The sequence below is a fragment of the Streptomyces sp. NPDC059010 genome (assembly GCF_042740355.1).
In the GTDB taxonomy this organism is placed as follows: Bacteria; Actinomycetota; Actinomycetes; order Streptomycetales; family Streptomycetaceae; genus Streptomyces.
On sequence record NZ_JBHYJA010000047.1, the window covers coordinates 36,843 to 51,096 of the forward strand.

11 protein-coding genes are annotated in these 14,254 nt (G+C 70.9%); 5 read left to right on the top strand and 6 right to left on the bottom strand.

Going from position 1 to position 14,254, the window contains the following annotated elements; translation table 11 throughout:
* Positions 1–2 precede the first annotated feature (2 nt).
* Both cydD and ACFWYS_RS37120 read left to right on the top strand, forming a co-directional pair.
* Positions 3–3,581 carry a thiol reductant ABC exporter subunit CydD gene (cydD, locus tag ACFWYS_RS37115; RefSeq protein ID WP_384778850.1) on the top strand — a complete coding sequence of 1,193 codons (3,579 nt, stop codon included), beginning with the start codon at positions 3–5 and terminating at the stop codon, positions 3,579–3,581.
* 102 nt (positions 3,582–3,683) lie between these two features.
* On the top strand, positions 3,684–4,763 hold the full coding sequence (locus tag ACFWYS_RS37120) for a peptidoglycan DD-metalloendopeptidase family protein (protein ID WP_384778853.1): 1,080 nt from the start codon (positions 3,684–3,686) through the stop codon (positions 4,761–4,763).
* Positions 4,764–4,765: 2 nt separating this feature from the next.
* On the opposite strand, the gene ACFWYS_RS37125 is transcribed toward ACFWYS_RS37120, so the two are convergent.
* The 6 genes from ACFWYS_RS37125 to ACFWYS_RS37150 form a co-directional block, all read right to left on the bottom strand.
* The gene (locus ACFWYS_RS37125; protein ID WP_384778856.1) at positions 4,766–5,674 is read right to left on the bottom strand and encodes a Cof-type HAD-IIB family hydrolase; all 909 of its coding nucleotides are present in this window, start codon (positions 5,672–5,674) and stop codon (positions 4,766–4,768) included.
* Between the two features lie 130 nt (positions 5,675–5,804).
* Complete coding sequence (locus ACFWYS_RS37130) at positions 5,805–6,707, bottom strand: LLM class flavin-dependent oxidoreductase (RefSeq protein ID WP_384778859.1); 903 nt, start codon at positions 6,705–6,707, stop codon at positions 5,805–5,807.
* Between the two features lie 135 nt (positions 6,708–6,842).
* Positions 6,843–7,391 (bottom strand): RNA 2'-phosphotransferase, encoded by a 549-nt coding sequence (locus ACFWYS_RS37135; RefSeq protein ID WP_384778862.1) that lies wholly within the window; start codon positions 7,389–7,391, stop codon positions 6,843–6,845.
* Positions 7,392–7,513: 122 nt separating this feature from the next.
* Positions 7,514–8,509, bottom strand: coding sequence for a MerR family transcriptional regulator (locus ACFWYS_RS37140; protein WP_384778865.1), 996 nt, complete (start codon positions 8,507–8,509; stop codon positions 7,514–7,516).
* Between the two features lie 56 nt (positions 8,510–8,565).
* A complete protein-coding gene (locus ACFWYS_RS37145) occupies positions 8,566–10,323 on the bottom strand; it encodes an SDR family oxidoreductase (RefSeq protein ID WP_384778948.1) in 1,758 nt (585 codons plus the stop codon).
* Positions 10,324–10,331: 8 nt separating this feature from the next.
* Positions 10,332–11,183: a M24 family metallopeptidase gene (locus tag ACFWYS_RS37150; RefSeq protein ID WP_384778869.1), complete on the bottom strand. Its 852-nt coding sequence runs from the start codon at positions 11,181–11,183 to the stop codon at positions 10,332–10,334.
* A 255-nt stretch (positions 11,184–11,438) separates the two neighbouring features.
* Here ACFWYS_RS37150 and ACFWYS_RS37155 point away from each other — a divergent pair, with 255 nt between their 5' ends.
* Genes ACFWYS_RS37155 through ACFWYS_RS37165 form a run of 3 tightly spaced genes read left to right on the top strand, consistent with a single transcriptional unit; the run spans position 11,439 to position 14,249 of the window.
* Positions 11,439–12,416, top strand: a complete 978-nt coding sequence (locus tag ACFWYS_RS37155) for an ABC transporter ATP-binding protein (RefSeq protein ID WP_384778951.1) — start codon at positions 11,439–11,441, stop codon at positions 12,414–12,416.
* Positions 12,406–13,341 carry an ABC transporter permease gene (locus tag ACFWYS_RS37160; protein WP_384778872.1) on the top strand — a complete coding sequence of 312 codons (936 nt, stop codon included), beginning with the start codon at positions 12,406–12,408 and terminating at the stop codon, positions 13,339–13,341. Before ACFWYS_RS37155 ends, ACFWYS_RS37160 begins: the two co-directional genes overlap by 11 nt.
* Positions 13,338–14,249, top strand: coding sequence for an ABC transporter ATP-binding protein (locus ACFWYS_RS37165; protein WP_384778875.1), 912 nt, complete (start codon positions 13,338–13,340; stop codon positions 14,247–14,249). The genes ACFWYS_RS37160 and ACFWYS_RS37165 overlap by 4 nt, the downstream gene beginning before the upstream one ends.
* The last annotated feature ends 5 nt before the right edge of the window (positions 14,250–14,254 follow it).

Here is a 14,254-nt window from a genome sequence, read left to right on the forward strand (position 1 = left end):
ACGTGAAACCAATCGACCCGCGTCTCCTGCGGTACGCCCGCACCACGCGCCTCTTCCTGATCGCAGTCGTCGGCCTGGGTGTCGTCGGCGCGGGGCTGGTCATCGCGCAGGCGATGCTCATCGCCGAGGCGGTCGTGGGTGCGTTCCAGCAGGGGATGTCCGCCGCTGAACTGCGCACTCCCCTGCTGCTGTTGGCGGCTGTCGCGGTCGGCCGGGCGGTGGTCGCGTGGCTCACCGAGCTCGCCGCGCACCGTGCCAGCGCGGCGGTGAAGTCGGAGCTGCGGGGGAGGCTGCTGGAGCGGGCGGCCGAGCTGGGTCCCGGCTGGCTGAGCGGACAGCGGACCGGGTCGCTCGTCGCCCTCGCCACACGAGGCGTCGACGCCCTCGACGACTACTTCTCGCGCTATCTGCCGCAGCTGGGGCTCGCGGTCGTCGTACCGGTGGCCGTGCTGGCGCGGATCGTGACCGAGGACTGGGTCTCGGCGGCCATCATCGTCGGTACCCTGCCGCTCATCCCGATCTTCATGATGCTGATCGGATGGGCCACGCAGTCCCGGATGGACCGTCAGTGGCGGCTGCTGTCCCGGCTGTCCGGGCACTTCCTGGACGTCGTTGCCGGGCTGCCGACCCTGAAGGTGTTCGGACGGGCCAAGGCGCAGGCCGAGTCGATCCGGCGGATCACCGGTGAGTACCGCAGAGCGACCATGCGGACCCTGCGGATCGCCTTCATCTCGTCCTTCGCGCTGGAGCTGCTCTCGACGCTCTCGGTGGCCCTGGTCGCCGTCACGATCGGCATGCGCCTCGTCCACGGCGAGATGCATCTGTACGACGGCCTGGTCATCCTCGTGCTGGCCCCCGAGGCTTATCTGCCGCTGCGCCAGGTGGGCGCGCAGTACCACGCGGCGGCCGAGGGACTGTCCGCGGCCGAGGAGATCTTCGAGGTGCTGGAGACTCCGGTGCCGGCCTCCGGGACCGCGGCAGTGCCGATGGGGACGGTGTCGTTCGAGTTCGACGGAGTCTCGGTCCGCTACCCCGGACGGACCGCCGACGCCGTGACGGGCGCGTCCTTCGCCGTCGAACCCGGCGAGACAGTCGCCCTCGTCGGGCCGAGCGGCGCGGGCAAGTCGACCCTGCTGAACGTGCTGTTGGGGTTCGTGCGGCCCGCCGAGGGGCGGGTGCTCGTCGGCGGAGCCGATCTCGCCGGGCTGGATCTGGCGGAGTGGCGCTCGCAGATCGCCTGGGTGCCGCAGCGACCGCACCTGTACGCCGGGACGATCGCCGAGAACGTACGGCTGGCGCGTCCCGACGCGGACGACGCCGCCGTAGGACGGGCGCTGGGGGACGCCGGGGCGCTGGAGTTCGTGGACGCGCTGCCGCAGGGCGTCGACACCGTGCTGGGTGAGGACGGGGCCGGGCTGTCGGCGGGGCAGCGGCAGCGGCTCGCGCTGGCCCGGGCGTTCCTCGCGGACCGGCCTGTGCTGCTGCTGGACGAGCCGACGGCCGCGCTCGACGGGGCCACCGAGGCCGCGGTCGTGGAGGCCGTACGGAGGTTGTCGGCGGGGCGGACGGTGCTGCTGGTCGTGCACCGGCCGGCGTTGCTGGGGGTGGCGGACCGGGTGGTGCGGCTCGCCGAGGCCGCGGTGCCTGATGGGGCGGAGGCCCTGCCCAAGGAGTCGGCCGAGGAGTCTGCCAAGGAGCTGGCCGAGGAGTCGGCCGAAGGGGCGTACCGGAAGTCGGCCGTGGCGTCCGTCGCCCGTTCGGGCGAGGGCGGCGAGGCGTTCGACGGGGCTGCTCCCGCCGAGGCCGAGGCTGTGCCGCGCGCGGCGGACGCGCGGGGTGTCCTCGCCCGCGTCCGTGCCATGTCCGGCCCGCGACGTGGCCGCCTCGCCCTCGCGCTGGCGCTCGGGAGTCTCGCGCTCGGCAGTGCGGTGGGGCTCATGGCCACGTCCGGGTGGCTCATCTCGCGGGCCTCGCAGCAGCCGCCCGTGCTGTATCTGATGGTGGCCGTGACGGCGACGCGCGCCTTCGGTATCGGGCGGGCCGTGTTCCGCTACGCCGAGCGGCTGGTGTCGCACGACGCGGTGCTGAGGATGCTGGCCGACACCCGGGTCGCCGTCTACCGGCGGCTGGAGCGGCTGGCCCCCGCCGGGCTGCGCCGCACGCGCCGGGGCGATCTGCTGTCGAGGCTCGTCGCGGATGTGGACGCGTTGCAGGACTACTGGCTGCGGTGGCTGTTGCCCGCGGCTGCCGCGGGCCTGGTGTCCGCGGGGGCCGTCGGCTTCACCGCCTGGCTGCTGCCCGAGGCCGGTGCCGTGCTCGCCGTCGGGCTGCTCGCGGCCGGCGCCGGGGTCCCGCTCGTCACGGGTACCGTCGCCCGCCGTGCCGAGCGCAGGCTGGCCCCCGCCCGGGGCGTGCTCGCGACGCGCGTGACGGATCTGCTCAGCGGCACTGCCGAGCTGACCGTCGCCGGCGCCCTGCCCGGCCGTACGGCCGAGGCGCGGCGGGCCGACGGGGCGCTCACCCGGATCGCCTCGCGGGCCGCCGCCGCCACCGCGCTCGGCGACGGACTCACCGCGCTGGTCTCGGGGCTCACCGTGGCCGCCACCGCTCTCGTGGGCGCCCAGGCGGTCGTCGACGGCCGACTGGGCGGCGTGACGATGGCCGTCGTCGTCCTGACCCCGCTGGCCGCGTTCGAGGCCGTCCTGGGGCTGCCGCTCGCCGTGCAGTACCGGCAGCGGGTGCGCAAGAGCGCCGAGCGCGTCCACGAGGTGCTGGACGCCCCCGAACCCGTACGGGAACCGGAGCGGCCCGGGCAGGCGCCCGCGTCGCCGTTCCCGGTCGCCGTCAGGGGCCTGACCGCCCGCCACACAGGGCAGGACCGGGATGCGCTCGCCGGTTTCGACCTGAGCCTGGAGGAGGGGCGCCGGATCGCCGTCGTCGGGCCCTCCGGGTCCGGCAAGACCACACTGGCGCAGGTGCTGCTGCGCTTCCTGGACCCGGCGGCGGGCTCGTACACGCTGGGCGGAGTGGACGCGTACGCGCTGGACGGCGACGACGTACGGCGCCTGGTCGGGCTGTGCGCGCAGGACGCGCACCTCTTCGACAGCTCCGTGCGCGAGAACCTGCTCCTCGCCAAGAAGGACGCCACCGAGGACGAACTGCGTGACGCCCTGAAGCGCGCCCGGCTGCTCGACTGGGCCGACGGGCTGCCCGACGGCCTCGACACGCTCGTGGGCGAGCACGGGGCGCGGCTGTCCGGCGGCCAGCGGCAGCGGCTCGCGCTGGCCCGCGCCCTGCTCGCCGATTTCCCCGTCCTCGTCCTCGACGAGCCCGCCGAGCACCTGGACCTGCCCACCGCCGACGCCCTCACCGCCGATCTCCTGGCCGCCACCGAGGGCCGTACGACCCTGCTGATCACCCACCGGCTGGCCGGGCTGGAGGCCGTGGACGAGGTGGTCGTCCTGGACCAGGGGCGGGTGGTGCAGCGGGGCACGTTCGCGGAGCTGGCCGCGGCGCAGGGGCCGCTGCGGGAGATGGTGGCGCGGGAGGAGGCGGCGGACCTGCTGGTGGGGGCGCGGTAGCGCCCGCGTCAACATCAGTACTGACCCGTCCGCAGCAACACGTCCCCCGGGCGTACGACTTGAACAGGGTCATCTCCCGGTCCACAGGTCACCATCGCTGACATGCGCTCATACCGTCGCCGTCTCCTGCTCGTTCCGGCGCTGCTGTGCGCGCTCGCCTCGCTGGCGGCCGGGCCCGCCGCCGGCTCGGGCGACGGGAAGGGGACCGGTCGCAACGGCACCGGGACCGGTGGCGACTCCGTCCTCAGTACGCAGGTGGTGCAGCTGTACGCGGACGCGGCCCTGGCGACGCAGCGGTACGAGGCGGGGCGGCGGGAGGCCGACGTGCAGCGGGCCAAGGCACAGCGGATGGAGGCGCTGCTGGAGCGTGAGCGTCGGGAGATCGGTGTCCTGCACGAGGATCTGGGCCGGATCGCGCGTGCCCAGTACCGCACGAGCGGCGGGATGCCGCTGACCGCGCAGATCATCCTCGCGAAGAGTCCCGACCAGCTGATGCGAGGCCAGCGTGTCTTCTCACAGACGAACCTGGTCGTCGGCAACGCCGTCGAGAAGAGCCGGCGCGCCGAGGCCCGGCTCAGCAAGGACGAGGCCAAGGCCGCGGCGTCCTGGCAGAGCCTGGAGAACCGCAACGCCGAACTCGCCGAACTGAAGAAGGGCGTCGAGCAGAAGCTCGAAGAGGCGCGCTGGCAGTTGCAGGGGCGGGCCGACGCCTCCGTGGCCGCCGGTTCCTGCCGCGGTGCCGTCCGGCTCGACCAGCCGAAGACGGACCGCACGACCGAGTGGGTCACGCCGGTGGAGTCGTACGAACTGTCCGCGGCGTTCGGCAGCGGCGGGCTGCGGTGGGCGAACCTGCACACCGGGCAGGACTTCGCGGTGCCGATCGGCACGCCGGTGCGCGCGGTCGGGGGCGGGAAAGTGGTCAGGGTGTCGTGCGGGGGCGCCTTCGGCATGGAGGTGGTCCTCCGGCACACGGACGGCTACTACACGCAGTACGCCCATCTCGCCGCAGTCGCCGTCGACGAGGGCGAGCGGGTCGAGACTGGGCAGTGGATCGGCCAGACGGGCACCTCCGGCAACTCCACCGGCCCTCATCTGCACTTCGAGGTGCGGATCACCCCGGAGATGGGCTCGGCGCTGGACCCCGTGCCGTGGCTGACGGCGCGGGGAGTGCGGCTCGGCTAGGGCTACTCCCGCTCCGCCAGCAGCTGTTCGATCACGACCGCCACACCGTCCTCGTTGTTGGCGACGGTCCGTCCCGAGGCGGCGGCGATGACATCCGGGTGCGCGTTGCCCATCGCGTACGACTGGCCGGCCCAGGTCAGCATCTCGACGTCGTTGGGCATGTCCCCGAAGGCCACGACCTCCTCGTGCGAGATGCCGCGCTCGGCGCAGCACAGGGCCAGCGTGCTGGCCTTGGAGACGCCGGGGCCGCTGATCTCCAGCAGGGCGCTGGGGCTGGAGCGGGTGACATTGGCGCGGTCGCCGATGGCGAGCCGGGCGAGGGTGAGGAAGGCGTCGGGGTCGAGGGTGGGGTGGTAGGCGAGGATCTTGAGCACCGGTTCGCCGGCACCGGGGCCGTCCGGCGCCAGGAGGTCATCGGCCGGCGCGAGCTCGTCCGGTATCTCCATGTGCAGCTTGGGATAGTCCGGCTCCTGGTGGAAGCCGTACGTCTGCTCCACCGCGTACACCGTGCCCGGCGCCGCGTCCCGCAGCAGTCGTACGGCGTCCAGCGCGTTCTCCCGTGCCAGCTCGCGCACCTTCACGAACTGGTGGGCGCCGGGGCCGCCGTGCAGGTCGACCACCGCGGCGCCGTTGCCGCAGATCGCCAGGCCGTGACCGTGGACGTGATCGCTGACGACGTCCATCCAGCGGGCCGGGCGGCCGGTGACGAAGAACACCTCGATGCCCGCCTCCTCGGCGGCGGCCAGCGCTGCGACCGTGCGCGGGGAGACCGACTTGTCGTCCCGCAGCAGTGTGCCGTCCAGGTCGGTGGCGATGAGCCGCGGGCGGACGGCGGGTGTACCGCCCTGCCCCCGCGCGGCCGAGAACTCGGGGGTAGCCGGGGTCTGGGGCTGTCGAGTCGCTGAGGTCACTGGCCCATTCTCCCGCATATGCCTGCACGACCGTGCGTGAGTCCGCACATCTGAGGCGGCAGCTGAGGAGAAACCGTCCCTGTCGGCGCCGCCGAAAGCCACCTCACCAGGACTGTTGTGCGTGCCGGTCTCATCGGAGCTGAGTGACCGCGTCCATGGCGATCTGCTCGAAGATCTTCTCGTCGGCCGCGAAGTCCGAGTCGGGAATCGGCCAGTGGACCACGATCTCGGTGAAACCGAGCTCCTGGTGGCGCCCGGCGAAGTCCACGAAGGCGTCCAGCGACTCCAGCGGACGGCTGCGGTCCGGGGTGAAACCGGTGAGCAGGATCTTGTCGATCCCGGACACGTCCCGACCGATCTCGGCGCAGGCGCCGGCCAGTTTCTCGGCCTGCCCGCGAATGGCTTGAACCGACTGTTCAGGAGTGCCGTTCTCGTACAGCTTGGGGTCGCCCGTGGTCACCCACGCCTGTCCGTAGCGCGCCGCGAGCCGCAGTCCGCGCGGCCCGGTCGCGGCGACCGTGAACGGCAGCCGGGGGCGCTGCACACACCCGGGGATGTTGCGCGCCTCGTGCGCTGAGTAGAAGTCGCCCTCGTACGACACCGAGTCCTCGGTCAGCAGCCCGTCCAGGAGCTGGACGAACTCGGCGAACCGGTCGGCCCGCTCACGCGGCGTCCAAGGGTCCTGGCCGAGCACGGTGGCGTCGAACCCGGAGCCACCGGCACCGACACCGAGGGTGAAACGGCCACCGGAGACGTCGTCGAGGGAGATCAGCTCCTTGGCGAAAGGCACCGGGTGCCGGAAGTTCGGCGAGGTCACCAGGGTGCCCAGCCGCAGATCGTCGGTGACGGCCGCGGCGGCGGTCAGCGTCGGCACGGCACCGAACCACGGGCCGTCCCGGAAGGTGCGCCAGGACAGATGGTCGTAGGTGTAGGCGGCGTGGAAGCCGAGCTGCTCGGCGCGCTGCCATGTCTCACGACCCCCCTCTGACCAGCGACGGTACGGGAGGATCACGGTGCTCAGGCGCAGACTCATGTTTCGAGCCTATGCGGCCGAATGGGTTTCACGTGAAACAGTCACCGCACGCGGCTGCCCAGCCACAGAGGGAGGCCGAGGCCGATCAAGCCTGAGGCTCACACCGAGGTTCGGATCACAGCCGACGAAGGCGGGTCAACGCGCCTCGGGAAAGCGCAGGTACTCCGGCGGTACCGCCTTTGCCAGCCACACCCCGTTCGCGCTGACGTGGAAGACATGGCCGTCGCGGTGCATGGCGCCGGCGTCCACGGAGAGCACCACCGGGCGGCCGCGCCGGGAGCCGACCCGTGTCGCGGTCTCGCGGTCGGCTGAGAGATGCACATCGTGCCTGTTCATGGGCCTGAGGCCCTCGCGGCGGATCGCCTCCAGGTAGGGCGCCACGGTGCCGTGGTAGAGATACGCCGGTGGCGTGGCCGGGGGCAGTCCGAGATCGACGTCGATGCTGTGGCCCTGGCTGGCGCGGATGCGTGTGCCCTCGATCGCGAAGCGCTTCTTGTCGTTCGCGGCAACCACGTGGTCCAGCTCTTCCCGGGTGAACCGGAATCCGTGTGCGGTCGCGGCGGCGATCAGTGTGTCGATCTCTACCCAGCCGCCCTCGTCGAGGATCAGCCCGATGCGCTCCGGCTGATGGCGCAGGTGCTTCGAGAGGTACTTCGACACCTTCACGGTGCGTCTTTCGTCCATGCCATCAGACTGCCGGGAGCGGCACGAATCACGCGAATGATTTCGCTATCGATGTTTGGTCCACAACCAAGTGCGGTTATCCACAGGGGAATTGGCGATTCTGTGGACAACGAGCCGTCGCTTCAAAGGGTTTCGTCAAGATCAGCTGATGAGCTGTGATTTGCGGTCAGCTCGTCCAAAGCACGTGCCCGCACTTCGCGTTCGGCGGCCAGCGTGATGAACTCGGCGGCCCGCTCCGGGCCAACCAGTGCCTCCACGGCCTGCATTGTCTTCGTCGGGATCGCAATATTTCGGGTGGTTTCGCGAAGATCCGGATCCTCGTTCCCGGCCAGCTGCTGCCGCAGATGGCGGACCGCCAACAGGCGCATTGCGCGAGCGAGTTCGGCGTCCACCGTCTGCTGCGCGAGCGGGCGCAGTCGGCGCACGAGAGAGGCCGCCTCGGCCGCGTCTGAGTCCGTCGGACGGTGCGGTCCGTCGAGGTAGCGGGCGAAGACGTGTTCGGTGGTGAACTCCAGGAAACGGGCGGCGATGTGCTCGACCTGACCTCTCAACTCCCGTAGGTGGCCCGAGATCGCGGACAGCGGCACGCCCGCCGCGTACAACTCGACTGCCACCGCGAGCTCTTGAGGGCTCGGCACGACGAAGGTGTCCGCGTCGCCGGGGACGGGTTCCAGTACGCCGAGTTCCACGGCCTCGGCTACCGCCGCGTCGTCCGGAGTTCCGCCGAAGCGCTCGTCCAGCTCGGCGCGCGAGATCCGTACCGCCTCCTCGTCGGTCCACGGCCCGTCCACCTCGGCGACCAGCCCGAGCACCCCGCCGAGGCCGCGACCGGCGTCCCAGGCCTCCAGGAGCTCCTTTATGGAGGCCAGGGTGTAGCCGCGGTCGAGGAGGTCGGCGATCTGACGCAGGCGGACGAGGTGGGCGTCGGAGTAGACGTTGGCACGGCCCCGGCGCTCAGGGCGGGGGAGCAGGCCGCGGTCCTGGTAGGCGCGGATGGTGCGGACGGTGGCGCCGCTGAGGTGCGCGAGATCCTCGATCCGGTAGGCGGACGAGGCCGGCCCGTCGGCCGCGTGGCCGACCTCACCGCGCCGGTCGACCGAGCGTCTGACCTCGCTCATGGCGGTGGCTCCCAACTCACGGAGGTGACTCTCAACTCACTGCAGGAGAGCCGCACTCACAGCGGTGGGTCCATCCGCGCGACCCTGCGCAGCGCCTTCGGTGTGAACCGCGCCATGAGGTACGCCCCGCGTGCCTCCGGCGTTACCGGAACGACGGCCTCACCGCGCACCACCGCCCGAAGAATGGCGTCGGCGACCTTCTCCGGAGGATAGTTCCGCAGCCCGTACAGCCGCGCGGACTTCTTCTGGCGCCGCTTCTGCTCCTCGGCGTCGACCCCGGCGAAGTGCGCGGTCGAGGTGATGTTGGTGTTGACGATGCCCGGGCAGATCGCGGTGACGCCGATGCCCTGCCCGGCCAGCTCCGCGCGCAGGCACTCGCTCAGCATCAGTACGGCCGCCTTCGAGGTGCTGTAGGCGGGCAGTGCCTTGGAGGGCTGGTACGCCGCCGCCGACGCGGTGTTGACGATGTGGCCGCCCTGTCCACGCTCGGCCATCTGCTTGCCGAAGAGCCGGCAGCCGTGGATGACGCCCCACAGATTGACGTCGAGGACTTTCTTCCAGTCCTCGGGCGTGGTGTCGAAGAAGGAGCCCGACAGCCCGATCCCGGCGTTGTTCACCAGGACGTCCACCACGCCGTACTCGGCGGCGACCCTCGCGGCGAGCTTCTCCATGGCCTGCTCGTCCGAGACGTCGACCGTCTCGGCCCAGGCCTCCGGCGCGCCGATCAGCCGGGACATCTCGGCGGTGCGGGCCGCGGCCTCGCCGTCTCGGTCGACGGCCACCACGCGCGCGCCGGCCTCGGCGAACGCGTACGCCGTCGCCCGTCCGATGCCGCTGCCGGCACCGGTGACCAGGACGAGCTGCCCGCCGAAGCGGTCGGCGTACTTCCCGGTCGCCGTCACCTGGTCCGGGCGCCCGCCCTCGACGGACGTGACGAACTCGGTGATCCAGGAGGCCAGTTGGTCGGGGCGGGTGCGCGGTATCCAGTGCTTCGCCGGAAGCGTGCGCCGCGTCAACTGCGGCACCCACAGTTCCAGTTCGTCGTAGAGCTTCTCGGAGAGAAACGCGTCTTCCAGAGGCGTGATGAGCTGCACGGGCGCGTGGGCGTACGCGTCGGTGCGCGGACGGGTCAGCCGGGACCGGACGTTGTCGCGGTACAGCCACGCGCCGTGTGCCGCGTCCGTGGGCAGTGACGGCGTCGGGTAGCCGTTGCCGGGCACCTTCTCGAAGCGCTCCAGCAGCCTCGGCCAGCGTTTGCCGAGGGGGCCGCGCCAGGCCAGTTCGGGCAGCACGGGCGTGTGCAGCGCGTAGACGTACCAGGACTTGGCGCCCTGGCCGAGGAGTTGGCCGACGCGGCGCGGGGTGGGGCGCTTGATGCGCTGGTCGATCCAGTGGCCGAAGTGGTCCAGGGACGGGCCGGACATCGAGGTGAAGGAGGCGATCCGGCCCTCGGTGCGCTTGACCGTGGCGAACTCCCAGGACTGCACCGAGCCCCAGTCGTGCCCCACCAGATGCACGGGCCGGTCCGGGCTGACCGCGTCCGCGACGGCCAGGAAGTCGTCCGTCAGCTTCTCCAGAGTGAACCCGCCCCGCAGCGGCTTCGGCGCCGTCGACCGGCCATGGCCCCGGACGTCGTACAGCACGACATGGAAGCGGTCGGCGAGCCGCGGCGCGACCTCGGACCACACCTCCTTGCTGTCCGGATAGCCGTGCACCAGGAGCACCGTGGGCTGCCCGGGGTCGCCCAGCTCGGCGACGCACAGCTCGACGCCGCCGGTCCGGACGAGGCGCTCGCGCGCGCCCTGAAGAGTCACCGGCACCGTCACTTCTCCTCCGCCCAGCGCCGCACGTGCGGCAGATCGTCGTCCAGCCAGAAGGCGCTCTGCTCGGGGTCCGCGGAGTCGGTGACGACCAGGATCTCCTCGAACTTGGCGCCCGTGCCCCGGAAACCCAGGTGGGGTTCGACCGCCCACAGGCCCGGCTGCGGCGGGTGGTCGGAGAAGCGGTACGGCGACCACAGCGGGGACCAGCCCTCGCGGTGACCGTGCAGCGCGTCGCTCGCCAGGCCCTTCAGGGACTGGGTGCCGAACCCGAAGACATGCGTTGACCAGCGGTGTTGCTCCACCCGGTCGACCTTGTGCGCGATCACGCCGAAGGGGTAGGCGCGGTGCCGGTTGGCGTAGCCCTGGCGGACCATGAGCCGGTCCACGTCCTCGTAGATCTCCCGCAGCGGCCGCCGTTCGCGCACTTCGCGCAGGATCAGCTCCCGGTGTGCCTCCAGATCGGCCATCAGCTTGTCCTGCACCGGGTTGATGCCGAGCGAGCCCGAGTAGCCGATGTCGGCCGTGTAACCGTCGTACACCGGGGCCATGTCCAGGATGAACGGCATCCCGGGCTCCAGCCTGCGGTTGGTGGGGAAGAACTGCAGCGGGATGCGGAAGTTCACGAACGCGGTGCGGTCCCCGAACCAGGCGAAGGGCAGGTGGAACCAGTCCCGCACCCCGCGCTCACGCAGCCACTGGCGCTGCATGCGCGCCGCCTCGCGCTCGGTGATGCCGGGCTCCAGCTGTGCCGCGACGGCCTCCGCGCACTCGTACGCCAGCCGCTGGACCCTTCTGAACCCCTGCAATTCCGCGGATTCGGTACGGAGTTCGCCTGTCGCCGCCGTAGTCATGCCACCGCCCCACTTTGTCCACGCTGACTGCGGTACGTGCCCGTAACTTGACACTGGTGAATGTGACAGTTGTTAGAGGCTGCGTCAATAGGGCGGTCGAGAGCTGTGGAAAACCTCGCCGATGTGGAAACCGAGGCCCCCGTTGTTCGACTTCAGGGTGACCCCTAGGGTCCCGTAGTCCTGGAGTCTGACCCCAAGACAGCTCTGCGGGGTGACGACCGGCGTGGTCCGCGTCACTACCTTCGAAGCGTGACTGTGATCGCGACCGAAAGCCTGAGCAAGCGGTTCCCCAGGGTGACCGCGCTTGACCGGCTGACCATGGACATCGGGCCCGGGGTGACCGGACTCGTCGGAGCCAATGGAGCCGGCAAGTCCACCATGATCAAGATCCTGCTGGGTCTGTCTCCCGCCACCGAGGGCCGTGCCGAAGTGCTCGGACTCGACGTCGCCACCAAGGGCGCCGCCATCCGCGAGCGGGTCGGGTACATGCCGGAGCACGACTGTCTGCCGCCCGATGTCTCGGCCACCGAGTTCGTCGTGCACATGGCCCGCATGTCCGGCCTCCCGCCCGCCGCCGCCCGCGAGCGCACCGCGGACACCCTGCGCCACGTCGGTCTGTACGAGGAGCGCTACCGCCCCATCGGCGGCTACTCGACCGGCATGAAGCAGCGGGTGAAGCTGGCGCAGGCCCTCGTCCACGACCCGCAGCTGGTCTTCCTGGACGAGCCGACCAACGGCCTCGACCCGGTCGGCCGCGACGACATGCTCGGCCTGATCCGCCGTATCCACACCGACTTCGGCATCTCGGTCCTGGTCACCTCCCACCTGCTGGGTGAGCTGGAGCGCACCTGCGACCACGTCGTCGTCATCGACGGCGGCAAGCTCCTGCGCTCCAGCTCCACCACCGACTTCACCCAGACCACGACGACCCTCGCCATCGAGGTCACCGACACCGACGACCACCCGGACGGCACCCGCGCGGTGCGCGACGCGCTCCACGCGCGCGGGGTGGAAGTTCTCGACGGCAGCGGTGGCCTCCCGGGCGCCGGACACATCCTGCTGCTGACCGCACAGGGCGACGAGACCTACGACCTCGTACGCGACGTGGTCGCCGACCTCGGCCTCGGCCTGGTGCGCATGGAACAGCGCCGGCACCACATCTCCGAGGTCTTCACCGACGGCGAGCAGAGCGCCGACGCACAGCGGAAGGAGGCGGTCGGTCATGGCGGTTGAGCAGCCCATGCGGACACCGGCCTCACAGTCGGGTGACCAGACCCGTATCCACAACATCGGCTACCGCACCTACGACGGCCCCCGCCTCGGCCGCTCCTACGCGACCCGGTCGCTGTACTCGCAGTCCCTGCGCGGCGCCTACGGCCTCGGCCGCTCGGTGAAGTCCAAGGTGCTGCCGATGCTGCTGTTCGTGGTGATGTGCGTGCCCGCGGCCATCATGGTCGCCGTCGCGGTCGCCACCAAGGCCAACGACCTGCCCGTCGACTACACGCGCTACGCGATCATCATGCAGGCCGTGATCAGCCTGTACGTCGCCTCGCAGGCACCCCAGTCCGTCTCGCGCGACCTGCGCTTCAAGACCGTGCCGCTGTACTTCTCGCGGCCGATCGAGACCGCCGACTACGTCAGGGCGAAGTTCGCCGCGCTGGCCTCCGCGCTGTTCATCCTCACCGCAGCCCCGCTGCTCGTGCTCTATGTGGGCGCGCTGCTGGCCAAGCTCGACTTCGCCGACCAGACCAAGGGATTCGCGCAGGGACTCGTGTCCGTCGCACTGCTCTCACTGTTGTTCGCCGGCATCGGCCTGGTCATCGCTTCGATCACCCCGCGCCGCGGCTTCGGCATCGCCGCCGTGATCGCCGTACTGACCATCTCCTACGGCGCGGTGTCCACGCTCCAGGCCATCGCCGACGCGCAGTCCCTCGGCGACGGCGGGGGCAGCAGCGGCGCCATCGCCTGGATCGGCCTCTTCTCGCCCGTCACGCTCATCGACGGGGTGCAGTCCGCCTTCCTGGGCGCGAGCTCCGCGTTCCCCGGCGGGGTGGGCCCGAGCAACGGCGTGGGTGTGGTCTACGTCCTCGTCACCCTGGGCCTGATCGCCGCCGGCTACGGCCTCCTGCTGCGCCGCTACAAGAAGGTGGGACTGTGACCACGCTCCAGATCGACCACGTCTCCCGCTGGTTCGGCAACGTGGTCGCCGTCAACGACATCACCATGACGATCGGCCCCGGCGTCACCGGCCTCCTCGGCCCCAACGGCGCCGGAAAGTCCACCCTCATCAACATGATGGCCGGCTTCCTGGCCCCCTCCACCGGCACCGTCACCCTCGACGGCCAGCAGGTGTGGCGCAACGAGTCGATCTACAAGCACATCGGCATCGTCCCCGAGCGCGAGGCGATGTACGACTTCCTCACCGGGCGTGAATTCGTCGTCGCCAACGCCGAGTTGCACGGCCTGGGCGCCAAGGCGGCACAGAAGGCGCTGGCCACGGTCGAGATGGAGTACGCGCAGGACCGCAAGATCTCGACGTACTCCAAGGGCATGCGGCAGCGCGTGAAGATGGCGAGCGCCCTGGTGCACAACCCGTCCCTCCTGCTGCTCGACGAGCCCTTCAACGGCATGGACCCGCGCCAGCGCATGCAGCTCATGGACCTGCTGCGCCGCATGGGCGACGAGGGACGCACGGTGCTGTTCTCGTCCCACATCCTCGAAGAGGTCGAGCAACTCGCCTGGCACATCGAGGTCGTGGTCGCCGGGCGGCACGCGGCCAGCGGTGACTTCCGCAAGATCCGCCGCCTGATGACCGACCGCCCGCACCGCTACCTGGTGCGCTCCAGCGACGACCGCACCCTCGCGGCCGCGCTGATCGCCGACCCGTCGACGTCCGGCATCGAGGTCGACCTGACCGAAGGCGCGCTGCACATCCAGGCCGTCGACTTCGGCCGCTTCACCGCGCTGCTGCCGAGGGTGGCGCGCGACCACGGCATCCGCCTGCTCACCGTCTCGCCGTCCGACGAGTCCCTTGAGTCCGTCTTCTCGTATCTCGTCGCGGCGTAGGAGGC

Coding starts and splice junctions, on each gene's coding strand:
- ACFWYS_RS37120 (WP_384778853.1), top strand. CDS start 3,684: ATGCGCTCATACCGTCGCCGTCTCCTGCTCGTTCCGGCGCTGCTGTGC.
- ACFWYS_RS37160 (WP_384778872.1), top strand. CDS start 12,406: ATGGCGGTTGAGCAGCCCATGCGGACACCGGCCTCACAGTCGGGTGAC.
- ACFWYS_RS37150 (WP_384778869.1), bottom strand. CDS start 11,183: ATGACTACGGCGGCGACAGGCGAACTCCGTACCGAATCCGCGGAATTG.
- ACFWYS_RS37135 (WP_384778862.1), bottom strand. CDS start 7,391: ATGGACGAAAGACGCACCGTGAAGGTGTCGAAGTACCTCTCGAAGCAC.
- ACFWYS_RS37130 (WP_384778859.1), bottom strand. CDS start 6,707: ATGAGTCTGCGCCTGAGCACCGTGATCCTCCCGTACCGTCGCTGGTCA.
- ACFWYS_RS37140 (WP_384778865.1), bottom strand. CDS start 8,509: ATGAGCGAGGTCAGACGCTCGGTCGACCGGCGCGGTGAGGTCGGCCAC.